At 45.1% G+C, this 24,301-nt stretch carries 18 protein-coding genes; 8 read left to right on the top strand and 10 right to left on the bottom strand.

All coding sequences use genetic code 11. The annotated features are described in order from the left end of the window. The first annotated feature begins 13 nt into the window (after positions 1 to 13). From MHO32_RS11120 to MHO32_RS11100, 5 genes are all read left to right on the top strand, one after another. Positions 14 to 934, top strand: coding sequence for an HDOD domain-containing protein (locus MHO32_RS11120; protein ID WP_005444535.1), 921 nt, complete (start codon positions 14 to 16; stop codon positions 932 to 934). A 106-nt stretch (positions 935 to 1,040) separates the two neighbouring features. Then, positions 1,041 to 1,946: a lysine exporter LysO family protein gene (locus MHO32_RS11115; RefSeq protein WP_239211850.1), complete on the top strand. Its 906-nt coding sequence runs from the start codon at positions 1,041 to 1,043 to the stop codon at positions 1,944 to 1,946. A 211-nt stretch (positions 1,947 to 2,157) separates the two neighbouring features. Next, positions 2,158 to 2,670 (top strand): hypothetical protein, encoded by a 513-nt coding sequence (locus tag MHO32_RS11110; protein ID WP_005444538.1) that lies wholly within the window; start codon positions 2,158 to 2,160, stop codon positions 2,668 to 2,670. A 121-nt stretch (positions 2,671 to 2,791) separates the two neighbouring features. Then, positions 2,792 to 4,438, top strand: a complete 1,647-nt coding sequence (panP, locus tag MHO32_RS11105) for a pyridoxal-dependent aspartate 1-decarboxylase PanP (RefSeq protein WP_239211847.1) — start codon at positions 2,792 to 2,794, stop codon at positions 4,436 to 4,438. Between the two features lie 311 nt (positions 4,439 to 4,749). Beyond that, complete coding sequence (locus tag MHO32_RS11100) at positions 4,750 to 5,604, top strand: MurR/RpiR family transcriptional regulator (RefSeq protein WP_005444542.1); 855 nt, start codon at positions 4,750 to 4,752, stop codon at positions 5,602 to 5,604. A gap of 79 nt (positions 5,605 to 5,683) precedes the next feature. Here the strand turns inward: MHO32_RS11100 and MHO32_RS11095 are convergent, their stop codons facing one another. Continuing rightward, entirely contained in the window at positions 5,684 to 6,922 is a 1,239-nt protein-coding gene (locus MHO32_RS11095; protein WP_009702965.1) for an iron-containing alcohol dehydrogenase, read from the bottom strand. Positions 6,923 to 7,282: 360 nt separating this feature from the next. On the opposite strand from MHO32_RS11095, the gene MHO32_RS11090 reads away from it, so the two are divergent. Beyond that, positions 7,283 to 7,549 (top strand): GrxA family glutaredoxin, encoded by a 267-nt coding sequence (locus MHO32_RS11090; protein ID WP_005428550.1) that lies wholly within the window; start codon positions 7,283 to 7,285, stop codon positions 7,547 to 7,549. 181 nt (positions 7,550 to 7,730) lie between these two features. Continuing rightward, positions 7,731 to 9,413 (top strand): aspartate:alanine antiporter, encoded by a 1,683-nt coding sequence (locus tag MHO32_RS11085; RefSeq protein WP_005444545.1) that lies wholly within the window; start codon positions 7,731 to 7,733, stop codon positions 9,411 to 9,413. A gap of 113 nt (positions 9,414 to 9,526) precedes the next feature. On the opposite strand, the gene fabV is transcribed toward MHO32_RS11085, so the two are convergent. The 8 genes from fabV to MHO32_RS11045 all read right to left on the bottom strand — a co-directional run bounded on the left by fabV (position 9,527) and on the right by MHO32_RS11045 (position 21,588). Then, positions 9,527 to 10,729 (bottom strand): enoyl-ACP reductase FabV, encoded by a 1,203-nt coding sequence (fabV, locus tag MHO32_RS11080; RefSeq protein ID WP_005444550.1) that lies wholly within the window; start codon positions 10,727 to 10,729, stop codon positions 9,527 to 9,529. Positions 10,730 to 10,907: 178 nt separating this feature from the next. Continuing rightward, the gene (locus MHO32_RS11075) at positions 10,908 to 13,193 is read right to left on the bottom strand and encodes an acyl-CoA dehydrogenase (protein WP_009698128.1); all 2,286 of its coding nucleotides are present in this window, start codon (positions 13,191 to 13,193) and stop codon (positions 10,908 to 10,910) included. A gap of 68 nt (positions 13,194 to 13,261) precedes the next feature. Then, positions 13,262 to 13,888: a TetR/AcrR family transcriptional regulator gene (locus tag MHO32_RS11070; protein WP_005444555.1), complete on the bottom strand. Its 627-nt coding sequence runs from the start codon at positions 13,886 to 13,888 to the stop codon at positions 13,262 to 13,264. A gap of 457 nt (positions 13,889 to 14,345) precedes the next feature. After that, entirely contained in the window at positions 14,346 to 15,521 is a 1,176-nt protein-coding gene (nhaA, locus tag MHO32_RS11065; RefSeq protein WP_005444559.1) for a Na+/H+ antiporter NhaA, read from the bottom strand. 331 nt (positions 15,522 to 15,852) lie between these two features. Beyond that, on the bottom strand, positions 15,853 to 16,977 hold the full coding sequence (locus MHO32_RS11060) for a lipocalin-like domain-containing protein (RefSeq protein WP_005450604.1): 1,125 nt from the start codon (positions 16,975 to 16,977) through the stop codon (positions 15,853 to 15,855). Continuing rightward, the gene (locus MHO32_RS11055) at positions 16,977 to 19,430 is read right to left on the bottom strand and encodes an ABC transporter permease (RefSeq protein ID WP_009698130.1); all 2,454 of its coding nucleotides are present in this window, start codon (positions 19,428 to 19,430) and stop codon (positions 16,977 to 16,979) included. Before MHO32_RS11055 ends, MHO32_RS11060 begins: the two co-directional genes overlap by 1 nt. Continuing rightward, a complete protein-coding gene (locus MHO32_RS11050; protein ID WP_005428554.1) occupies positions 19,411 to 20,082 on the bottom strand; it encodes an ABC transporter ATP-binding protein in 672 nt (223 codons plus the stop codon). Before MHO32_RS11050 ends, MHO32_RS11055 begins: the two co-directional genes overlap by 20 nt. A 129-nt stretch (positions 20,083 to 20,211) precedes the next feature. Further along, complete coding sequence (locus MHO32_RS11045) at positions 20,212 to 21,588, bottom strand: MATE family efflux transporter (protein ID WP_005450606.1); 1,377 nt, start codon at positions 21,586 to 21,588, stop codon at positions 20,212 to 20,214. A 95-nt stretch (positions 21,589 to 21,683) separates the two neighbouring features. On the opposite strand from MHO32_RS11045, the gene MHO32_RS11040 reads away from it, so the two are divergent. Next, positions 21,684 to 23,144, top strand: coding sequence for a DUF2867 domain-containing protein (locus tag MHO32_RS11040; protein ID WP_239211844.1), 1,461 nt, complete (start codon positions 21,684 to 21,686; stop codon positions 23,142 to 23,144). On the opposite strand, the gene MHO32_RS11035 is transcribed toward MHO32_RS11040, so the two are convergent. Then, complete coding sequence (locus MHO32_RS11035; protein WP_239211842.1) at positions 23,141 to 24,202, bottom strand: LacI family DNA-binding transcriptional regulator; 1,062 nt, start codon at positions 24,200 to 24,202, stop codon at positions 23,141 to 23,143. The genes MHO32_RS11040 and MHO32_RS11035 overlap by 4 nt on opposite strands. Between the last annotated feature and the right edge of the window lie 99 nt (positions 24,203 to 24,301).

Genomic DNA, 24,301 nt, shown 5'->3' with positions numbered 1-24,301 from the left:
GCACAACGTCATAATGGAACATCTATCATTTTTTTGGCTACCAAATAATAAAGATAAGCTTATAAAAGCACTCGAATCTGAGTTCGCTCACCTAGTAGAACAATCAATTTCTACCGGGAAAATCTCCCTTCCTCCTATCCCTGATGTCGTACTTAAAATCCAGCAACTCTGCACAGAAGAAAACACCACGATTTCCGACGTCGCAAATGCGTTACTAGAAGATCCTAGTCTTGCTGCGGTTGTGGTTCGCGTCGCGAATTCCGTGATTTTTAATCGCCGTAATATTACCTGTAATGACCTGACAACAGCGGTATCTCGCTTAGGCATTTTACGAGTGAGGGATATCGTCACAGCTCAAGCAATTGAACAGTTAAAGCATTCGGTCAACCTTTCTAAAGACTGCAATAGTATATTGGTGAAAAGTGCCGCGGTTTCTCGTGAGCTAGGCGCAACCATGGTATTGGTTGTCCAAGAGTTCCGTAAGCATGAACCAGCGACATACGGTCACCTAGAGCAAGAAAAAGCGCTATTAGTAGGTTTGTTGGCGGATATTGGTCTGTTCTGTCTCATCAACGAATACCACTTATATCTTGATCGTGGTAATTACTTAGATGCAGATATTGCACTACAAATATTCCAAACGCGCTGTTCTGCGACAAGCAAATTAGTATTGGAGAAGTGGGGTTTTGACAATGATTTCCGTGAGGTTTCATCGAATGAAAAATATGAAGCATCGCGCCCAGAAGTCAGCTACCTGGATATTGCTCGTATCGCAAACCACTTATTAATGTTCCGTAACCAAGATGAACGCATTGAAGATCATGAAGTGGAATTCAATTTAACGGGTGCAGAAATCTTGTACGAGTTGAGCAATATGAGTGATACTGACTTCCATTGTGAAATTAAAGAAGTTCTAAGCGCAAGCGGTCTTTAATCTCTCAATACTTCATTTTAAGCCACGCTAAGCATCAGATAGTATTCTGAGCTGTTTATGCGTGGCTACGTATTTTGCTTACCTCATAAAGGAATCATTGAGTTTTATGTTCTCAGGGATGCTATTTATCTTTGCCCCATTGGTGGTGGGCTACTTAATTCCAATTTCTCAGGCGTCGATACTTGAAAAAATCAACAAGTCGACCTCATACCTGATTTACGTCATTCTCTCCTTGATGGGTTTAAGCCTTGCTGCACTCGACAACCTCGGCAGCAACTTGCAAACCATCTTGCTTTACGCTGGTACTTTCTTCGTCTGTTTGGGCGCTTGTAACCTACTTGCCTTGCCGCTAGTCGATAAACTGCTTCCTTTGCAAACCGACCAAAACCAGAAAAAACTCCCACTGTCTTCTATGGCATTAGAATCAATCAAGCTTGTTGTCGTCGTTGGTGGTGGTTTGATTGCCGGTTTGATCTTGCCAATTGGTCTTTCTTGGGTGGATACAGCGAGCGAATGGATTTTATTTCTTCTACTGTTCTTTATTGGCATTCAATTGCGCAATAGCGGCTTAACCCTTAAGCAGATTCTGTTGAACAAACAAGGCATGGCGATTGCGACAGTCATTATTGCAACTTGTATGCTCGGTGGTGCAATTGCCTCAGTGATCTTGGATTTACCACTCTACCAAGCGCTGGCAATGTCTTCTGGCTTTGGTTGGTATTCGTTAGCTGGCATCTTGATGGGTGATGCATTTGGTCCCATTTTTGGCGGCGCTTCCTTCTTGATTGAATTGATGCGTGAGTTGGTCGCATTAGTTGCTATTCCATTGTTTATTCGCACCTACCCTTCAACAGCCATTGGTTACGCAGGAGCAACAGCAATGGACTTTACCCTGCCAGTCATCCAGACAACTGGAGGTGTTCGATGTGTGCCTGTCGCGATCGTAAGTGGTTTTATTTTGAGCTTATTGGTGCCTGTCATGATGCTTTTCTTTGTGTCTCTTGCTAGCTAGATCTCAGGAATATTCATTAACATCCATTACAATACGGCAAAAATTCAAATACCCACGTAACCTCAAAATGCTCAATTCAAAGAGAATTTTCTGGATTACCGCTTAGTTATCGAGCCCTTTGATTTTTAAACTCTTGGATCGGTAATCAGTAACAGGCAAGGCATAGTGCCTATTGGGGTTACAAAGGGAATTCAACCAAAAAGGAATAACAATGAAACGCTTTGTCGTTGCAGCGCTCCTCGCTACAAGCTCAACTTTTACCTTTGCTGCTGACCAGCAATGTCTTGCAAACAAATACGACGGTTATATAGACGCCTCTTTACAGTGGTATCAAGACCTTGTAGACCTAACCGTTACTCAATACCCAGATTTGAAAGAAGTAAGTCAATGGTTCTTAGAAGGTCGCCAACACCACTTTGAATTAAACCGTGAAGCGGTACATTACTTCCTGAAAAATGATCCTAGCCGTGTTGCTACAGAGCAACCTGTTGAAGCGTGGCTCAAGCTAGAACAACACGATGTGAAGCAGCTTGCAACACGCAGTGATGAGCTCGGTCAAGCTGCACAAAAAACGTTTAGTGATCGTCAATCGGCGAACCATCCAAAGAACTATGACCTACGTTCTGCATTTGCTGACTTATTGAGCCACCCAAAACAGATCGATTCTGCGCTTAATAAGTACAATCAATCAATTGCTAAGATTGAAAAGCAGAAGTGTGAATAAACCTCGCCCTAGAATTTCATTTCAGCAACATGGGTTTCAATAATTAAAACGGGACTTTGCGCCCGTTTTGGTTTAGATTGTGCCGCTCGCATTACCAAAATAACTACAAAGATTCTTTGCTATGGTTAAGGAACAAAAAACCGCTGACGTTAGCTTCGAGAGCTTGTTAAAGATCTTCACAATTCCTGAAGGTCCAGATTCTACGTTGACCAAAATCGACGAGAGTCTCTCCCAGAACTTGAACAAATTTCTTCGTGAACACATCGTGGCAGAAGAAAAGCCTTTACGTGAAATTGAGAAAGACTTTTCTTCTGCTCAGATTCCTGAGCAACCAGAGTTCGTGTCAGACCATACCGAGCACCTACTAGATACCTTGGTATCTCACTCGGTTCATACCTCTGCGCCAAGCTTTATTGGTCACATGACTTCTGCCCTGCCGTATTTCTTAATGCCGCTGTCGAAGATCATGATCGCCTTGAACCAAAACTTGGTAAAGATTGAAACTTCGAAAGCATTCACACCACTTGAACGCCAAGTACTTGGTATGCTGCATCGCCTTATTTATGGTCAGGACGACAAGTTCTACCGTAAGTGGATGCACAGCGCGAAGCACTCTCTCGGTGCATTTTGTTCTGGCGGTACCATCGCGAACATTACTGCGCTTTGGGTTGCTCGCAATAAAGCACTAAGAGCAGATGGCGCATTCAAAGGGGTAGAAAAAGAAGGTCTGTTCAAAGCCATGAAACATTATGGCTATGAAGGGCTGGCAATTCTGGTTTCTGAGCGTGGGCATTACTCACTGAAGAAAGCTGCCGACGTACTTGGGCTTGGTCAAGAAGGATTAGTTGCCGTCAAAACAGACGCAAACAACCGCATTATCGTTGATGACTTGAAAGCAAAAATTGCGGAACTTGAGTCGCAAAATATCAAGCCTATTGCGGTGGTTGGTGTTGCTGGTACGACAGAAACCGGTAGCGTTGACCCGCTTCCTCAAATCGCTGAAGTGTGTGCTGAACACGATTGTCACTTCCATGTGGATGCTGCATGGGGTGGTGCGACACTGATGTCGAACAATCATCGTCACCTACTTGGTGGGGTCGAACTTGCAGACTCTGTGACGATTGACGCGCATAAACAACTCTACATCCCTATGGGTGCAGGTATGGTTCTGTTTAAAGACCCAGATGCGATGAAGTCAATCGAGCACCACGCACAATACATTTTGCGTAAGGGCTCAAAAGACCTAGGTAGCCACACCCTTGAAGGCTCTCGCTCCGGTATGGCGATGTTGGTTTACGCGGCAATGCATATCATTAGCCGACCTGGTTATGAACTGCTGATTGACCAGAGTATCGCCAAAGCGCGCTACTTCGCTGATCTTATTAACGAGCAAGAGGACTTTGAGTTAGTGTCTGAGCCTGAGCTTTGTCTGCTGACTTACCGTTATTTGCCAACCAATATGCGCGCAGCATTAGAGAAAGCACAAGGTACGCAGAAAGAGAGACTGAATGAGTTACTCAACCAACTGACTCAGTTTATCCAAAAGCGCCAGCGTGAAACAGGTAAGTCCTTTGTGTCACGTACTCGACTGAACCCAGACCAATGGCAACGCATGAACACCATTGTATTCCGTGTTGTGTTAGCGAACCCATTGACGACCAATGACATTCTAAGTGCGGTATTGGACGAGCAGCGCGAAATTGCTCAACAAGCCCCAAGCTTAATGGCAAAAATTGAAGAAACTGTCGACGACATTCTCAATTCTTAAGCGCCAATGTGAGTTACATCAAATTGAAAATTTCTTTCTTTTTGATGTAACTCAATCATCATTATTGTGCCACTAGAGCAACAAACCATCGATCCCACATCCAATTCTGTAGTTTTTACAACATTTTGTTTGAGGCTTGTCAAATTCTCACGAAATAGTAACCGTATTTGGTTTAGCCAGATTGAGGATCGGGTTTATACTGAATTTATGGCGCTGGTAGTTTTCGTTAACGCCCCTCTAGACCGAGAAGCCTTTGGGTTTCCATTCGTTAGCAGAGCCAGCGAGTTGTTCTCTATACCCTCGTGAACACTATGAATACATTAGAAAAAATTCAAAAAAATCTGGAGAATTTCAGTAAGTCAGAGCGCAAAGTTGCGGAAGTGATTATGGCGTCTCCACAAACTGCAATTCATTCAAGCATTGCAACGTTAGCTAAAATGGCTGACGTGAGTGAGCCTACTGTTAACCGTTTCTGTCGTCGTCTGGATACCAAAGGTTTCCCAGATTTTAAACTTCACCTTGCGCAAAGCCTTGCCAATGGTACGCCTTACGTTAACCGTAATGTGGAAGAAGACGATGGTCCTGATGCGTACACGCACAAGATTTTCGAATCGACAATGGCGTGTTTAGATGTCGCAAAAAACAGCCTTGATGCGATGCAAGTTAATCGTGCAGTTGATCTCCTGACTCAAGCGAAGCGCATCTCATTCTTCGGTCTAGGTGCTTCTTCTTCTGTCGCACGCGACGCTCAAAACAAGTTTATCCGCTTCAACATTCCTATTACTTGTTTTGAAGATATCGTAATGCAACGCATGAGCTGCATTAACTGTAGCGACAATGACGTTATCGTTCTGATTTCTCACACAGGTCGTACTAAGAGCCAAGTTGAGATTGCGAACCTTGCACGTGAAAACGGTGCAACCGTTATTGCAATCACAGCAAAAGACTCACCACTAGAGAAAGCGAGTTCACTGGCTATTACACTAGACGTGCCAGAAGATACCGACGTGTATATGCCAATGGCAAGTCGCGTAGTACAAATGACGGTTATCGATGTCCTAGCAACAGGCTTCACGCTGCGCCGTGGTACTGGCTTCCGTGAAAACCTAAAGCGAGTAAAAGACGCATTGAAAGACAGCCGCTACGATAAGCTAAGTCAATACTAACGAATCGACTTAGTCTGTAATAAAAAATAGAAAGGGGAGCTAAATAGCTCCCCTTTTCGTATCTGTTCAGGTCGTATTTCTATTGATTCACATCCGATAGATCTGAGCGAGACTCCAGCACTTCTACTGAACTTACGTGATGCGAACTCTCTCCTACACACGCATCGCTACAATCACAAACTTGACGAAGAATGTACACCAACCGATCCTGCGTAAGGGGTAAGGGGTTGCCTTTGATTGCTACTGACTTCAAAGCATCATCCGCAACTTGCTCAAAAGAAGTTTGGCATACTCCAAACTTACCTAACTGAGGTAGCGCTAGCTTATCTAACACCATTTTTACCCAAAGCACGCCATCGTGCTCATTGGCATTAGTTCGGTCCGTCACTAATTGCGCTAAACGCTTATAACGACTGATCACATCACTTCGTCCTGCTTGCTTTGCCGCATTGATATTCTCTTGCATCACATGCGGAGCCAGACGTGCAGTAATCACACTATGCGGCGCATCAAGCTTGCCTCCCAATGCGGAAGCTAAACCATGCGCAGCGCCGAGCTTGGCATTTGTGATTGCCATTCCGCCTAAAAGTGCCGCAAAAGAAAGGTCTGATCTGGCTTTGTGACTGTCTTGTTTACACCCTGCAATTACTGAGCGGCTTAAGCGACGTAAACCTTCTTCACACACCATATCGGTAAGAGGATTTGGATCACCACAAACGTAGGCTTCCATAAGGTGAGTAAACGCATCCATCGCGCCACGACCAGAAGTATACTGATCAGTACCATAGGTTAAGGTTGGATCAACAATCGCAACGTCTGCGAGCATTTCCGGGCTTCTTAAGCTTACTTTCACTTGGTCTTGCCCCGATTTAAGCACAGCATTTCTGGTTACCTCTGACCCTGTGCTTGCTGTCGTAGGAATAGCAATAAAATGAATCGGCTTGGTTTTCAAAGGAACGTTTCTTCCAACGACTTCGACGTAGTCATAGACGTCACCTTGGTTAGGTATGATCGCCGCGAGCGCTTTGCCCATATCAATGACACTACCCCCTCCAATCGCGATAACCATATCAGGTTGGAACTTACGTCCAAGCACTGCGGTTTCTTCTACCATTGTGATATTAGGTTCACCATTGATGGCAACGTGTTGATAACGCATGTTCTGCGCTTTTAGATAATTAATGATAGGTGTGGCACGTTGCGTATCTTTACCAGTCACCAGTAAAACGCTGTAGCCAAATTGATTGATTACAGACAGCGAAGATTGGAGTGCTCCCTCGCCGAAGATAATCCGTGTCGCAGTCATAAACTGAAACATACACTTCCTCCCCAAAACAACAACTCACACTAGAGTGCTATGCTTTCCACCAAAAAAAGTTGACCAAGTGCACCTTGCCGCCATTAACCCTTCAAAAAGTGTGTTTTTATGCGTCACTTCACATACTTACGTCATGTGCTTTTGCGGTTAAGAATCATTCTAAAAAGTGACTTTTCATGGCTTTAAGCTTAGTGCGTGTTTAGTTTTTATACGATAGATTTCGCCTATCGAGACAAGAGGTAAATGCTGCTTTATTTCCGTATCTGGATCGGGCATAGTTGTCTCAAGAAACGAAAGCATGTACCGACATGAAGTCTAGTTGTGCTTTCAAAAAGAATAGATTTTAGGAGAAATAAGATTATGTTCGTAGTTATCTTTGGTCGCCCAGCTTGCCCATTCTGTGTTCGCGCGAAAGAGCACGCAGAAACACTTAAAGCAAAACGTGATGACTTCAACTACCGTTACGTAGACATCCACGCTGAAGGTATTTCTAAAGCTGACCTAGAGAAAACAGTTGGTAAGCCAGTAGAAACTGTTCCTCAAATCTTCATCGACCAAACACACATTGGTGGTTGTGATGATTTTGAAGCTTACGCAAAAGAGCACCTAGGTCTATTCGACGAGTAATCCAAATTACTGAATTTTTAAAAGCCGCTATTAGCGGCTTTTTTATTGTTTATTCAATTTGTTATTCCCTTACGTCAAGTAATAGTAAAACCTAAAAAAATTCACTTATCTTTTTGCTATATTTAGTTACAATTCGCAATTCTTAATCTTTTATTTGGCACACACTTTACCGAGCCACACAGTGAACATAGACGTCGTACACCTTCTTGAACAAAACCCTATTCTTCTAATCTTCGTCGTATTAGCAATTGGTCTTGCCATTGGTAAAATTCGCTTTGGAAACCTACAGTTAGGTAACTCCATAGGCGTCCTCATTACTTCTCTTGTTATGGGTCATCTTGGTTTCTCCTTTAACGCAGAAGCCCTAACCATCGGCTTTATGCTATTTATCTACTGTGTAGGTATTGAAGCTGGTCCAAACTTTTTCGGCATATTTTTCCGCGACGGTAAACATTATTTTATTTTGAGCATGACCGTATTAGTCTCAGCGGTAGGGTTAACCTATTTCTGTAGCCATTACATGGGACTCGATTTTGGTCTATCTGCGGGTATGATGGCCGGCGCTCTTACCGCTACGCCTGTATTGGTGGGCGCACAAGATGCGTTGAATTCTGGTCTTGCAACCATCCCACGAAACATGGATTTTTCTTTAGTATTAGAAAATCTATCGGTTGGTTATGCGATGGCTTATTTGGTGGGTTTGATCAGTATGATCATGTTCGCCAAACTGTTGCCAAAACTGCAAAAGCAGAATCTATCCGATTCAGCTCAGCAAATTGCGCAAGAACGTGGATTGGGTAACTCTAGCCAACGTAAGGTCTACTTGCCAATCATCCGCGCGTACCGCGTTGGTCCTGAGCTGATTGACTGGACAGATGGTAAGAACCTTCGTGAGTTGGGCATTTACCGCCAAACAGGCTGCTACATAGAGCGTATTCGCCGTAATGGTATCCTTGCTCACCCAGACGGTGATGCAATCCTGCAAGAAGGTGACGAAATCGCATTGGTAGGCTTCCCAGATAGCCATGCACGTCTTGATCCAAGCTTTCGCAACGGTAAAGAAGTATTCGACCGTAACTTGCTAGACCTTCGAATCGTCGAAGAAGAGATCGTGGTTAAAAGTGATGCAATTGCTGGTAAGCGCCTATCTGATTTGAATCTATCGGAATTCGGCTGTTTCTTGAACCGCGTCGTGCGTGCCCAAATTGAAATGCCAATGGACTTAGACATTGTTCTAGCCAAAGGTGATGTGCTCCAAGTAAGTGGTGAGAAGAGTCGTGTTCATGGCCTCGCCGAGAAAATCGGTTTCATCTCGATCCACAGCCAGATGGCAGACTTGCTCGCATTCTGTAGCTTCTTCATTCTAGGTATTATGTTTGGTTTGGTGACCATGACGTTTGGTCAAGTGTCATTCAGCCTAGGTAACGCAGTTGGCCTGTTGCTTTCAGGCATCACGCTGGGCTTCCTACGAGCGAACCACCCTACTTTCGGTTATGTACCGCAAGGGGCATTGAATATGGTCAAAGACTTAGGTTTGATGTTCTTTATGGTTGGCATCGGCTTAAGCGCCGGTGGCAAGATGTTTGAACACTTAACTCAAGTGGGTCCACAAATCATCGGTTTGGCATTTATCGTTAGTGTTGTGCCTGTCGTGCTCGCGTACCTAGTTGGCGCTTACGTACTTAAGATGAACCGTGCTCTACTCTTTGGTGCCATCATCGGTGCTCGTACGTGTGCGCCAGCAATGGACGTAGTGAACGAATACGCGAAGTCGACTATTCCAGCCCTTGGCTACGCAGGTACCTACGCGATTGCCAATATCTTAATGACTTTAGCCGGTACGATTCTGATTATTTTGAGTTAATCTCTTTGAGCGCGCTTTTCAGGTGTGTTCAAGCAGCGCTCATTATTCAGCACAGAGATTCAAGACACAAAAAAGGCGCTCAATGAGCGCCTTTTTAATACCGTTAGAAACGATTAGATTTGAGTGAAATCTGTTTCTACTGCTGGGTTAACGTCTGCTTCGTAATCCACACCGTCAACACCAAAGCCAAATAGCTTCAAGAACTCTTCTTTGTACTCAACGTAGTCAGTCAGCTCTTTTAGGTTTTCAGAGGTAATTTGTGGCCATAGATCTCGGCAGTGTTGCTGGATATCTTCACGTAGTTCCCAGTCATCCAGACGCAGACGGTTTACTTCATCTACTTCTGCTGCGCTGCCGTCTTCTTTGTAAAGACGTTGGCTGAACATACGGAAGATTTGCTCCATACAACCTTCGTGTACGCCTTCTTCACGCATTTTCTTGAACACCATCGCGATGTAAAGAGGCATGACAGGAATTGCAGAACTTGCTTGAGTCACAACAGACTTAAGTACCGCTACGTTTGCGCTACCGCCAGTTGTTGATAGTTTCTCGTTAAGTGCTGCTGCTGCGCGGTCTAGGTCCATTTTCGCTTTACCTAGAGCACCATCCCAGTAGATCGGCCAAGTAAGCTCTGTACCAATGTAGCTGTACGCCACAGTTTTGCAGCCATCTGCTAGAACGCCAGCTTCTGATAGTGCATTAATCCATAGTTCCCAGTCTTCACCGCCCATTACGGTTACTGTGTCTTGGATTTCTTGCTCAGTAGCAGGCTCTACGCTTGCTTCGATGATTACGTCTTTGTTGGTATCAACAGCAGTCGACGTGTAAGTTTCACCGATAGGCTTAAGTGCTGAACGGATCAGTTCACCCGTTTCTGGCATTTTACGTACTGGAGAAGCCAGTGAGTAAACCACCATATCCACCTGACCAAGGTCTTCTTTGATCAGATCGATTGTTTTCTGTTTTGCTTCATTTGAGAAAGCGTCGCCGTTTAGGCTTTTCGCGTACAGACCTTCTTCACGAGCTAGCTTCTCGAAAGCAGCCGCGTTGTAAAAACCTGCTGTACCTGGCTTCTTCTCTGTGCCTTCTTTTTCGAAGAAAACACCAATAGTTGAAGCGCCGCCACCAAATGCCGCAGCGATACGAGAAGATAGACCGTAGCCACTTGATGCACCCACAACAAGAACGCGTTTTGGCGCGTTTTTAATTGGACCTTGCGCTTTAGTGTAAGCAATTTGTTCTTTTACGTTAGCTTCACAACCCACTGGGTGCGTAGTAGTACAGATAAATCCACGAATTCTAGGTTTGATGATCATATTCAACTTCCTTTAAAAAACGTTGCTAGGATAAAAGGTTCAGCCCTACTTCGCACCTAATTTCTGTAAAAATGCTGCGAAAATGCAAGTGGTTGGAGCACTCAACAAAAAAGCTATAGGCTCAAACACGAAAAAGCACCTCAATTGAGGTGCTTTTCTTATTTTATACGCGGTCGTATTACGCTGCCGAGTTCAAATGCGATTTTTTGCTTGGTGCATTAGTACGAACTTCTGAAAAGTCGTGGCTAAAATGGTCGACTTGAATCGCTTTATAGCGCAGTTTGTCTGCTGCCATAATTTGATCAATTTCTTGCTCAGTAAGTACGTCCGCTTCGAATGCTTGTTGTAGACGGTCATGCAATAAACCTTTACGCGCTACCTTGCCATCTTTCGCTGCTTTCATCAGTTTGCGTTCAAGAGGCTTCACGTCGTACATCGCAAGGAACGCTCGTTCCATGAGCCCTACGCTATCATCCTCTGATTGACCGATGTAGCATAAGCTCGTCATTCGGTCACGTTGAGCTCCAGGCGTCATCATTGCCTCAGCAAGGCTCACACAGAGCTCATCGCTTGGAGCTTTGAAGTGATTACCCAATGGGAACAACAGACCTTTCAGAACGCCACCGACGTATTTCACTGGGAAGTTTGAATACGCTTCATTAAGCGACTTCGATGCGTTGTACAAACAGTGCTGAACGGCATAGTGCACAAAGTTCAAATCACCTTGTTGACGACCTTCATCTTCGTACTTCTTAAGTGCAGCGGACGCCATGTACAAGTAACTCAAACCATCACCGAGGCGTGCAGAGATCATTTCTTTACGCTTCAGATCGCCACCTAGAGTTAACATTGCAAAGTCTGCGCTCACTGCAAGTGCGCGGCTTAAGCGCGTGATGTCTTTATAGTATTGCTGCGTAGGACCGCTCATGTGCGCTTTAACAAAGCGAGAACCTGTCAATGCCGCGCCAAGAGCACCAAAAGTATTACCCATCGCATGTTTAATATGTTTGAACAACAATTCGTCAAACTCTTTTGCGCCTTCTTTTACATCTGGGTTTGCTGCTGCTTCCATTTCTTTCAAAACATATGGATGACAACGTGTCGCACCTTGACCGAAGATCATCAAGTTGCGAGTCAGGATATTTGCACCTTCAACGGTAATCGCAACGGGAATACCCAAATAGTGCTTAGCTAGGTAATTCATTGGGCCATCTTGAATTGCACGTCCTGCATGAATATCGAAAGAGTCGTTCAGGATAGTACGAGCCATTTCGGTCATGTGGTATTTGGCAATTGCGGTCACGATGCCCGGCTTCTCCTTCATATCCAGAGAAGTGGTTGTCAGCGTTCGTGTCGCTTCCAACAGGTAAGTTAAACCACCAATGCGACCCATCGCTTCTGCCACACCTTCAAACTTACCAATCGACATACCAAACTGCTTACGAACATATGCATAAGCACCGGTTGTACGCGTTGTAAGGTGACCAATCGCGGTGCCAAGTGCAGGAAGAGAGATACCACGACCAGCCGATAGACATTCCACCAACATACGCCAGCCTTTACCTGCGTATTCGGAACCACCAATCAACCATTCCATTGGAATGAATACATCATTACCGCGTGTTGGACCGTTCATGAATGCAGACCCTAGTGGGTCGTGACGCTCACCGATCTCCACACCTTCATGATCTGCTGGGATAAGTGCACAAGTAATGCCCACGTCTTTTTTGTCGCCAAGTAGACCATCAGGATCTTGAAGCTTAAATGCCAACCCAAGAACTGTTGCTACTGGCGCTAGAGTGATATAACGCTTATTCCAGCTAACACGGATACCAAGAACTTCTTCACCTTCGTGAGTTCCGTAACACACTACGCCTTGATCTGGAATGCCACCGGCATCAGAGCCCGCTTCTGGACCTGTAAGGGCGAAACACGGAATGTCCGTACCATCTGCTAAACGCGGCAACCAATAATCTTTCTGTTCTTGAGTACCATAGTGAGACAGCAACTCACCAGGTCCCAGAGAGTTTGGAACCATCACTGATACCGCAGCACTGATACTACGTGTTGCGATGCGAGAAACGATGGTCGAGTTAGCCAGTGCTGAGAACTCACGACCGCCATACTCTTTTGAAATGATTAACGAGAAGAAACGCTCTTTGCGCAAGTATTCCCATACTTCAGGCGAAAGATCTCTGTCTTCCTTAACGATCTTTTGATCATCAAGCATTTCAAGCAATGTTTCGAGTTCATTGTCCATGAAAGCTTGTTCTTCAGAAGAAAGCGCAGGTTTTGGATAATGATGTAACGTCGTAAAGTTAGGTTTGCCTGAGAACAGCTCAGCATCCCACCATACGCTACCCGCTTCCATCGCTTCTTTTTCCGTGCTCGACAATGGAGGGAGTACTTTCTTAAACATTTTGAATGCTGGGTCACTAATCCATTTTCTTCGTAGAGAGCTCATAGTTCAGATCCTTTTGTTCACGTCACCGCTCGCGGCTTTAACTTATTTTATTATTGATTTAATTTTGTTTACTTGGCTGACATACCTGCCGACAAGTATGGAATCAGAAGATCAACGACAGACTTTGCATCGACCTCTTTTTCAAACTTACTTTCTGCAATCTCGGTTAACGCTTGGCTTGATGCCATAGTGAAAACACAAGTGCCTAGTGTGAAGTGCAATCTCCAGAACAACTGTTCTTCCGTCAATTCCGAATTTGCTTTCATGATGGAAAACATAAACAGCTTTAGCACTTCCTCATATCTTGTACTAATAAACCAACGTAAATGACCTTGGACATCGGTATATCCACGACCAATTAGCAACATAAATAACGCAGTACCATTCGGACGCACATCATTCAGTGCTCTTAGAGGCAAACGTAGCGATTCAAACACTTCATCCATGTTGTAATCATCGCGCGTGTTTAACTCGATCAAAGACGTCTTAATATTTGGCATTAGCGCTTCTAGGTATCGGTCTAATACTGCCCTCACCAGCGTTTTCTTATCGCCAAAGTGGTAGTTAACCGAAGCTAGGTTGACATTCGCCTTACCAGTAATGGTTCGTAGTGATGTGTCATTGAAGCCGTATTCTGCAAATAGTCCTTCTGCTACATCGAGTATTTTTTCTTTAGTTGTACTTCTCGGGGCCATTTCAATCACTCGTATTAAACAACTGTTTGAAATATACTCCCGAAACCTGAGATTAACAAATGATTAACATCACATTTTCAAGCATTGGTCTGACCAGACAAAAGAAGTGCGAACTTAACGGAATGAATTTAAAGCGAATATTGTTTTGTGAAAAAAAATTCTAAAAAAAATGGAACTGTTTGGAATTGTCTCGGTCTGAATTACTGTAACAACTAGGGCATTTAAAGTTTCACAGGCCGTCAAACTTGTTTCTATCTAGTTGCTACATTGCTGCTTTTTCTTATTAACTCCTATGTTTGTATCCGCCCAGACAATTTTTCGTCTGGGCTTTTTTTCGTCTGTCATTTGAGTTTACCGCCTTCGCTTAACCTTGTATTACGTTGAACAAACTTCACCGAACCTCGGATACAAAAAAGCCCCCCTGTCGGGAGGCTTTCGTTAAATTATCTATCTTAGCTTACGCTTTTTTCTCGCTTGCGACTTCTTCAGCCGCTTTCTTTGGCAAGGAGAAGTGCAGTAATGCGTAACCAATTACAGCAGCTGTCGTTGAGCCCATCAGGATACCTAGTCGAGCGTAAGTATCAAATTCTGGACTTACATTGCCAAACGCAAGTGACGAGATGAAGATCGACATGGTGAAGCCGATACCACACAACACGGACACAGCGAAAATATGTACAAAGTTCACACCTTCTGGCAGCTTAGCCACGCCCATTTTCACTGCAGCCCAGCTAAATGTGAAGATACCAAGTGGTTTACCAACCAAAAGACCCAGCGCAATACCCAGAGGCAACATTGAAGTCAGACCTGACATCGATACGCCTTCTAGTGAGATACCTGCATTTGCAAAAGCAAACAGAGGAAGAATGCCGAATGCTACGTATGGGTGAAGTGCGTGCTCCATGTGTTTCAGTGGAGAGTGCTCGCCCTTCTTGCCTTTAAGTGGGATAGCGAAGCCGATAACCACACCTGCAAGTGTTGCGTGAACACCAGATTTAAGTACGGCAAACCATAGTATCGCACCGACAATCATATAAGGTGTTAGCTTGGTGACCTCTTTTGCGTTCAGCATGAACAAGACACCCGTCATGATGAAGCCGACAATCAATGCCATCGTTGATAGGTCGCCAGTGTAGAACAGCGCAATAATCACAACCACACCAAGGTCATCAATGATCGCCAACGCAAGTAGGAAAACCTTCAAGCTGATAGGAACACGCTTACCAAGAAGCGCCATGATACCTAGAGCGAACGCAATGTCTGTTGCCGCAGGAATTGCCCAGCCAGAAATCGCTTCTGCATCACCTGCGTTGAAAGCAACGTAGATAAGTGCCGGAGCTAACATACCACCTACCGCTGCAATTGCAGGGAAGATTGCGGTTTCTTTTGATTTAAGTGCGCCTTCAAGCAGCTCACGCTTTACTTCAAGACCGATTAATAGGAAGAACACAGCCATCAGGCCATCGTTGATCCAGTGAGACACTGACATACCAAATACATAAGTATGCAGCATTGCTTGATAACTTTCGCCAAGCGGTGAGTTTGCAATGGTCATAGCGATTGCTGCTGCAATCACAAGAAGGATACCGCCTGCGGATTCCATTTTGAAAAAGTCACGAATGACATCGTTCATGGTGTCGCCCTTATATTTATTATCTTAATAAACGATTAACAAAGAATGATGAGAGTGTATAGCTGCTGAAAATTTTAGAATAATCGCTTGTTTAGAGTTTAAACTTCGATTTTTCCGAGGTTTCATTTACGAAACATCGTATTTTTCAACAAGAACATAATTATTTACAAGACCTGCCTATCTCCTTATAAGCTCAATCTATTCACATAGACTACTATTAAGTTAGTATAATATCTGACTAATTTTCGTGATTAACGTGCGGTTTTACACCGAAAACTGCGTGTTTCAGTAACAAAAAAGCCACCCTTGTTGGGTGGCTTTTTCGTTGTTTCTAGTAACCGGTGAGTTGCATAAAACCCCAGGCTTCATTGGAACCCGATGCGAGTATCGGTCCTTCCCAATATGGAATCACAAAAGGAAGCCACATGTCCGATTTTATGATCCGTGTCGTTAAATTGATGTTTTGCCCGGGGACATTGATGATCCACTGAAGCGGTAGCCTTCTTCCATTAGACAAGTTAGTGACGTGCAGTGGCGTCATCGTCAGCTCTTTTTCTGTTAGGTTTATCACCTTGCCAGAACGCGTTGATAGTGTGCCGAATAAATGAGGAACCTGACCATTATGACGATAACGACTCACTGTAAGCGCTCGTCCATCATCAAGGTTAAACACAAACCAATCCCAACCTTGCTGCCCTTCGCCAATCAGACCACTTCCCCACTCCTTCTGTGTCCATCCAGAGCCTGATACCGGGATTTCACGTCCATTAAGGGTAAGGGTACCTTTGACATTGAGAAACGGCGCACTGAAGCTAAAAGACGCGATAGATTGCAGCGCATGTTTAACTTGGAACCCTTTGTCACCATTAACAACAAAAGGACCGCTCGTTGTAGTATTTAAGTCAATTGCAAACGTATCGGTCGAGACATCAAGATTTCCTGGGAATGGTGTGGAGCCAAGCGCACGCCAAGTCCAGTTGTCAATCCATAAACGGAAAGGACGATTCGTCATGCCCGCCTGCCCAATCCCTCCACGAGCGACACGCTGCTCTTTCCAAACATGCGAGCCAGAACTGACGACAATATGAGAGATAAACAATTGTGGGTTTTGCCAACCTCGAGTATCACGCTCGTCGGTAGCAACGCGGAAATAACTCCATTGAATGTTGTAAACCTTGCCGTGCTTGTCTTGCACCTTCGCAAAGTAGTTCCACCATTCATGTTGGTAATCTGGATGAAAACGGAAATCATGCGGCAGCGAAACGTGCTCATTTGGTAGAACTGGCTCGAAGATAGTCTTACTTTCGCGCTTTAATACATCGCTGATTTCACTTTGTTCAGTTGCTGTCGCTTCCGCCCAATACGTAAAATAAAGAGTCATGCCCGCGAGGGTGACAAATACGACAAACACTAATGCAGAAAGAGATAGCAGCTTTTTGAGTTTCATGTTTTTCACTACAACGCATCCCTCAATGACTTCATTGGTGTGCTCTTAATCATCCTGATAACAGGTAAAGCTCCTGCTATCATGATCGCCAACATTGCCCAAGCGATCGTTTGAGCGTATTCCCAAGGAATCGTCTGTAACTCTAGCGACCAACCAAATGATTGTTTAATGATGATATCAACGATCAAGTGTGCCAATGCTAAACCAAGTGGGACCGCAATGATGGCTGAGATGGTACCGAAGACAAATAGCTGTAAACCACCCAACATGACTAGTTCTTTGCCTGATACACCCATACACCTCAGTAGTGAGAAGTGTCTTTGCCGAGAAAGTTCTCCCGCAAGTGTTGCAAAGAACAAACCAAATACCGCAATGATCAGAGTGATGTTGCCCAAGGTGCCTGCAATAGCAAAGGTATGGTCAAACACACGCATAGCTTGGTTGTAGATATTGTTGTTATCAAAGACTCGGTCTTGGGACAAACGGAATACGTTCTCTAATCTACGCTTCAAGCCTTCGCCATTGACATTATCTTCCAGCAAAACACCAAGTCCAACATTACCAGAGCCCGCAAACGCGTACAGCCAATTACGATGAGACATCATGATTTGGTTATATGGGTTGCCATAATCGTAGTACACGCCAACCACTTGCCAACCTCCCCCTAAAGGAGGTTGAAGGTCGATATAGTCGCCAGGGCGAATGTCGAGCTTCAAAGCCATGGATTCACTTACCATTAAACTCTTAGAATGGTGCAAGTGATACCAGTAATTTGGAACGCCTAGTTTCACCGTAAGAGAGTCCAACTCCCCTTCTGAAGAACCCGTGCTCACCACTTGTAATGCACCGCGCTCAGTAGGGACATCTTTTTCCCAACGCCACCAAACAGCATCCACTTCGGGTTGCTCTTTTAACCAAGCACTCATGCGTGCTGCTGAGTTATTAGTTGGGTAAATATAGATATCAGCCGCAAGGCGTTGGCTCAGCCACTTATCCGTTGTATCACGGAAGCTGCCCACCATGGTTTCCACGCCAATGTTCGCTGCCAATGCGAGCATAAATGCCATGGTTGCTACACCACGATAACTCATACTTGCTGCAGCATCGGCAAAGAACCAACGTACACGAACCCAACGCAGTGAGTAAGAGAAGCTTTGGAACATATGCCACATCAAAAACGGCATAAACAACGCCACACTGATCAGCATGAGTGCGATAATCGCAAATCCCGACTCTTGAGTTTTTGGCGCTTGATAGACGGCAACTGCAGCTACACAGAACGCACACGCCGCGAAAGCTTGCCAAGAGAACTCTCGCCCAGCAAAACGCATCAGAGACAACCGAGAAGAAAGTCGAATCGGTTGTGACTTTAACAAGCGAATCAGCGGCCACAGACACGAAATCAAAGCGCCCATCGCTGACATTGCCAAACTGTACAGGCTCGACTCCCATGACCAGCCAATCGTCAAACCGACGTTTGCGTCATAAAGATCGCTCAAGCTTGAAGAGACAGCAGGGATAAGCTCATTTGCCAAAATAAGACCAAAGAAGTTACCACACGCCCAAGCAACAAGAACAAGGATGGTCAGTTCAAGCATAAGCGCTTGCGCCAATTGCATGCCATTCACCCCCGTTTGACGGAGGATACCAACCAAGCGCTGACGTTGAATAAAAGACAACGACATTGCTTGATAGAAGATGAATAAGCCAACTAAGAACGACAACATACCCATCGCCGTTAAGTTCATGTGGAATGCTTTTGTCAGTGACTCTAATTCGGAGCGGCTGTTACGCACCAGTGTCATACCGTTTGGCAGCATATTTTTTAGTGCCAACATTTTCTCTTCGGACATTTCACCACAAGCAATAGCGGACAAACCGGAGCTGCGCTTAAGCATACGAAGAAGAGAAATATCGGTAACGAGGCGAGTGCCAGAGAGTAAGTTGTCCGTATCGACTTTTAGCGGTCCAAGTCGACTGCCATCATTGAGCTCAATAAAGTCGCCATCATTCCATTGCATGTGTGCAGCCAGATCTTGGCTAGCAAGGATAGGATACGGAGGCTTCATTAAAGACAACATAGGAAGGTCTTTAAGTGATTTACCTTGGTGAAGCGGCAACAGCGCTACAGGATCAACGCCTACTAGCATCAGGCTTAAGTCGGCTTTCGTATCGAGATGAAGAATATCAAAAGGCGCACATTGGTTGAAACCAGCGCGACGTAATTGAATATAAAAGCCCTGAGGAATTTTGTTAGCAGAATGCTTAGTACGAATACGGTAAGGCAAAGGGTTTGAAAAAAGTTTCTCACCGGTTTCGTAGCTCTGTTTAGCGTGTTGGTTAATAGAAGTCACACCGACAAGGAGGGACACCCCGAGGGTTAAACCAAGCCAAACAAGAATGATTTGAAGTGGATAGCGACGGTAATGACCGAGTAGTGCCTTAACTACGGGCCATAACATGTAGCTGTCCTCCTTGAAGACGGATTCGACCTTCCATGTGTTCAGCCACTTTTTCACTGTGTGTCACCAGCAGCAAAGTACACTCTAACTGGCGAGCAAGACTCGTTAGCAAACGCATTACCGCTTCAGCATTTCGCTCATCCAAACTACCAGTTGGCTCATCGGCAAGCAGGATTTTCGGTTCCATGTACAAGGCACGAGCAATCGCTGCACGTTGTTGCTGACCACCAGAGACTTCTTCAGGGTAACGACCTAAAAGCGGCATAAGGTCTAGAGCTGAAAGAATTTGACGCCACAAGCCTTTATCTTCTGGTAAGCCTTTTAATTGGCGACAAAAACGGATGTTGTCAGCGATGTTCAAAGTAGGAAGTAGGTTAAACTGCTGGAAGATATTACCAATATTGTTGCGGCGGTATAGAGTTCTTAAGTGCTCTGGAGCGCTGTGCATGGCGAAACTTGGGTACTGGATCTCGCCAGAATCAGCGGTATCAAGACCAGCTATCAAGTTAAGTAAGGTACTTTTACCTGAGCCACTTTCCCCCATTAATGCAACTTGTTCACCTTGTTGTAATGTTAATTCTGCCCCTTGTAGTACAGGATGAAATTCTCCCCCGTCTACATAGCCTTTACATAGGTCTGACAGTTTTAACATTGATTTTGCCGCTCAAATGGTGTTTAAAAATTGGAATCAGAATCTACACTAAAATCCTGTTGGTAGGAAGTATTTTGAATAGTTGATCACACTATCAGAGTACAAATGCAACTTGTCTCGCGACACCATTCAAGCTTCGATCAAATTTTTCATCCATTTCTTGCTCGCCATGCGGTGTAGACATGTTCCCCACTTCACCACTTCTTCGGTCAAAAACAGCAAATAAACCCACTGAGGCTCAAAACCAAGATAAATTGCACCAAAAGCAGCAAGAGGGATACTGATCACCCATTGCGCGATTAGATCTTGGTATAAACAGAACTTCACATCCCCACCAGCACGAAGTACACCAACAATAGCCATCATAGGTACAGAGCGAAGAACCACACCGATCGCAAGAATCACCATAAACTGTTCAGCTAGGTGGCGCGTTTCTGGCGTTAGAGCACTAAAGGCATCGAGAATAAGTTGGTTTGAGAGCAGAAGTAAAATCGCGACAACAACAGCTATCAACACATTGAGAATCACGGTTGCCCACGCTTGGTAGTAAACCGGACCAAAGTTCTTTGCGCCTAATTGATTACCCACCAATACCGCAGCAGCGTTAGACGAGCCAATCATCATAGCAAGAGCAATCGACTCTACGGGCGTCATTACTGACAATGCCGCTAAGCCTTGCACGCCTGCTTGTCCCATAATCGCGTGATAAGCAAACAAGCCGCCCGCCCATGCTAGGAAGTTAAATGTTGTCGGAAGGGAAAGTTTTAAGAAACGGGTGATTTTATCCAACACTAAGCTGGCACGAATGTCATCCAAGCCAAAAGCAATGATGTGCTTTTTAAACCACAGATAACTGAATAAACAGGTTACTTCAATTGCGCCACTGATGACCGTCGCAATGGCAGCCCCTTTAATCCCCATCGCAGGAAAGCCAAATTGCCCAAAAATAAGCACCCAGTTAAGAAAGATATTAGACAGAATGCCGATGCCGCTAAAAAACGTACTTAACCCCGGTTGATGCATGGCGCGTAAACCCACCGCCATACTGGCAACACAAGCCACGGCAAACATGCTGACCGATGAGATCACCAGATAATCGGCACCAAGACGAATCACTTCTTCTGAATCTGTTGTCAGACGCATAATGGGCTCGGGGAACAACACAAATAACACGACAGTGAAAGCCGCGAATACCATGGAGATCATCCAAGTGAGTGAAGTACTCTGGCGCACCCCCACTTTATCGCCCGCCCCCCAATATTGCGCCGTTAACAACGCACCACCAGTTGTTACGCCAAGCAACATAATTGTAGTAACAAAGGTCGCTCTAGCTGCAACACCCACAGCCGCAATTTCTGCCTCACCCAACTGACCAAGCATCAACACGTCTACTAAGCCACGGCTGGAGAACATCATACTCTGTAAAGTAATGGGTAATGCGATAGCAAATAGTCGACGTAAAAACGACTTATCAGCATGAGTAACCAATTGTGAGAAAAAAGTCATGCTCGCTCCGACGACAACTTATTGATAGAACGGGAAAAGTGTCTCATGATTATACCCAGTGGTGACTAATCCACCAGCAATAAAAAGGACTCAGAATGAAAAAGGTGTTGGTACTTGGGGCTTCAGGATACATTGGTTCACAGCTTCTTCCACAACTGCTTGATAAAGGTTACATTGTCACGGCGGCGGCGCGTCATATTGACTATCTAGAATCCCGAACTCAGCCACACCCTAATCTCACACTCACTTATTTAGACCTCGCCGAAGCAGAAGCGACGCTCGAAATCGTGAATGATTTTGATTTGGTGTTCTTCCTTGTGCACGGTATGGCGCAAGGTCACGACTTTGTTGAATACGAATTAAACCTCGCAGAGAACTTCAAAAATGCCCTTGAGAAAAGTCGTGTAGAACACGTTATTTACTTAAGTGCAATTCAGCCTCAAACCGGCAACTCTCAACATTTGGCAGCACGCAAAGCGACGGGAAAGATCATTCGCCAAGCCGGTGTGCCTGTTACTGAACTTAGAGCTGGCGTCATTATCGGTCCCGGTTCTGCGGCATTCGAGATCATGCGCGACTTTGTCTATAACCTGCCGATTCTAATTGCACCTAAATGGGTAGACTCCAAAGCCAACCCAATCGCCCTACCCAACCTCAATCACTATTTGCTTGAATTGGCAGAAACCAAACCAACAGAAAGTGAAATTTATGAAGTTGGTGGTCCAGATACACTAAGTTATCGCGATCAATTTGAAGTAATCTGTAAGGTCACTAAGAAACCTTTCCGACTTTGGTCAACACCCCTGCTGACACCTAAAATGGCATCGTATTGGTTAGCTATTGTGACATCTGTCCCCGCAAGTATTGGTAAAGCGCTACTTGCAGGTTTGGAACACGATTACATTGCTGATACCAAAGCCATTCATGAGCGATTCCCTCAAGAGCTGATCAGCTATGAGCAGTCCGTTACAGACACCATAGCAACTGAAGGGACTTTTGTGCGCAGTAATGTTTGGGGATTTGAGCCTGCAGCACTCAAACGTTGGCAACCAGGCTACGGGTACTATCCAAAACAAGCGGGAGCTAACATCAAGACAAAAGCCTCTGCGGAATCACTTTGGAAAGTCGCGCAAAAGATCGGAAGCCCGGAAAAAGGCTATTACTTTGCCAATCTCCTTTGGCGAACCCGCGAGTGGCTCGATATCTTCTTTGGTGGTGGGAAACCTATTCGAGTTTCACCACCAGGACCAGAGCTTAAGGTGGGTGACTTCATCGATTCATGGAAAGTCATTCGCTGTGAAGAGAACCAGTTCCTCTCACTGTTCTTTGGAATGAAAGGACCGGGACTTGGTCGTTTGGAAATCACGATTAAAGACGATGGCGAAGAGCGTGAGTTCGACATTACCGCATGGTGGCACCCACAAGGCTTTCCGGGCTTACTTTACTGGTTTGCGATGATGCCCGCGCACCTATTTATCTTTAAAGGAATGGTGAAAGCCATCGCCAAAGAAGCAGAAGTGCTAGAAAGCCAAAGCAAAGCCCAACCTGCCGGTTAAGGCAATAATCGGCGGATATTTTCTAGATGAGCAAGTATTTCTTGCTTGTCATAAAGTGTATCCGCCTTTGCTGATGTGCTTTGTCGTTCAACCAAGCTGACAGGCAATACTTCTGACACAACGCCTTGTCCTTTTTCCATCTGGCTCAGCACTAACTTGACCGCCCTTCGTCCAAGTTCGTTGAAATCTTGCTTAATCGTTGTCAGAGGGGGTGAGAAAAATTGGCTATCTTGAATGCCATCAAACCCAACCACAGATACGGTTTTAGGTACATTAATACCCGCCTCCAAAAGCGCACATAACACACCAAGCGCCATCTGATCATTTGCGACTAATACGGCATCAAAAGATACACCTTTTAACACGGCATCTTTAATGGCGTTGTATCCACTAACTGCTTGCCAGTCCCCCTCATAGAATGCCGTTTGCATCAGTCCATGCTGCTGAATCTGTGACTGCCATTCTTGGTAACGAATCTGAGAAGCCGTAGATGCCTTTGGTCCAGAAATGCACACAAAAGATTCGCGTTTGTACTCAATCAAATGGGAGATCGCCAAATTTGCCCCAGATTTATGATCACAACTGAGAGAATTAACGGGCGTCCCCTCGGGTACATCGATAAAAACCAGCGTGAGCTGACTGAACTGCTCCACTAGGGTCTCTGCCATCTCTCTGGTTACCGGAGCGTTGATAATAATGGCATCAACTTGTTGGGCAATAAGCTCTCGGATTGCACTACGGAATTCCTCAATGGAGTTGTCACCTAACACTGCCAGCGCCGTCGCGTAATCCATCTCATGTGCTTGGTTGCGAACGCCATTAGCAATAAGAGCCACACCGTGCAGTGAGATATCCAAAGAGACAATACCGATGATCCGCGACTTCGCTCGGCTCAACATTTGTGCCCCTTTGTTCGGCACGTATCCAAGCTTTTTGATTGCGTCGTTAACTCGCTTTCGTGTTTCTTCTGCGACGTTATCCGCGCCGTTGGTTACGCGCGATACGGTTTGCGTCGAGACACCTGCTAACCGTGCAACATCTTTAAACGTAACTGCCACTGCGTTCTCCTATTCTGATTTTCTGTTCACTCTACCAAATTTATTCGAATGTTCTCGTGAACAATGTCGTAAAAAACATGAAAAAATGTTCCCGAAAAC

The organism is Vibrio sp. MMH1-50 (genome assembly GCF_022347645.1).
Taxonomy (GTDB): domain Bacteria; phylum Pseudomonadota; class Gammaproteobacteria; order Enterobacterales; family Vibrionaceae; genus Vibrio; species Vibrio harveyi.
This window is presented reverse-complemented; position numbering and strand designations above follow the sequence as displayed.

Excerpts from the sequence above, each read along its gene's own strand:
- MHO32_RS11120 (WP_005444535.1), top strand. The coding sequence starts at position 14 with ATGGAACATCTATCATTTTTTTGGCTACCAAATAATAAAGATAAGCTT.
- MHO32_RS11115 (WP_239211850.1), top strand. The coding sequence starts at position 1,041 with ATGTTCTCAGGGATGCTATTTATCTTTGCCCCATTGGTGGTGGGCTAC.
- MHO32_RS11110 (WP_005444538.1), top strand. The coding sequence starts at position 2,158 with ATGAAACGCTTTGTCGTTGCAGCGCTCCTCGCTACAAGCTCAACTTTT.
- panP (WP_239211847.1), top strand. The coding sequence starts at position 2,792 with ATGGTTAAGGAACAAAAAACCGCTGACGTTAGCTTCGAGAGCTTGTTA.
- MHO32_RS11100 (WP_005444542.1), top strand. The coding sequence starts at position 4,750 with ATGAATACATTAGAAAAAATTCAAAAAAATCTGGAGAATTTCAGTAAG.
- MHO32_RS11095 (WP_009702965.1), bottom strand. The coding sequence starts at position 6,922 with ATGTTTCAGTTTATGACTGCGACACGGATTATCTTCGGCGAGGGAGCA.
- MHO32_RS11090 (WP_005428550.1), top strand. The coding sequence starts at position 7,283 with ATGTTCGTAGTTATCTTTGGTCGCCCAGCTTGCCCATTCTGTGTTCGC.
- fabV (WP_005444550.1), bottom strand. The coding sequence starts at position 10,729 with ATGATCATCAAACCTAGAATTCGTGGATTTATCTGTACTACTACGCAC.
- MHO32_RS11075 (WP_009698128.1), bottom strand. The coding sequence starts at position 13,193 with ATGAGCTCTCTACGAAGAAAATGGATTAGTGACCCAGCATTCAAAATG.
- MHO32_RS11070 (WP_005444555.1), bottom strand. The coding sequence starts at position 13,888 with ATGGCCCCGAGAAGTACAACTAAAGAAAAAATACTCGATGTAGCAGAA.
- nhaA (WP_005444559.1), bottom strand. The coding sequence starts at position 15,521 with ATGAACGATGTCATTCGTGACTTTTTCAAAATGGAATCCGCAGGCGGT.
- MHO32_RS11055 (WP_009698130.1), bottom strand. The coding sequence starts at position 19,430 with ATGTTATGGCCCGTAGTTAAGGCACTACTCGGTCATTACCGTCGCTAT.
- MHO32_RS11050 (WP_005428554.1), bottom strand. The coding sequence starts at position 20,082 with ATGTTAAAACTGTCAGACCTATGTAAAGGCTATGTAGACGGGGGAGAA.
- MHO32_RS11045 (WP_005450606.1), bottom strand. The coding sequence starts at position 21,588 with ATGACTTTTTTCTCACAATTGGTTACTCATGCTGATAAGTCGTTTTTA.
- MHO32_RS11040 (WP_239211844.1), top strand. The coding sequence starts at position 21,684 with ATGAAAAAGGTGTTGGTACTTGGGGCTTCAGGATACATTGGTTCACAG.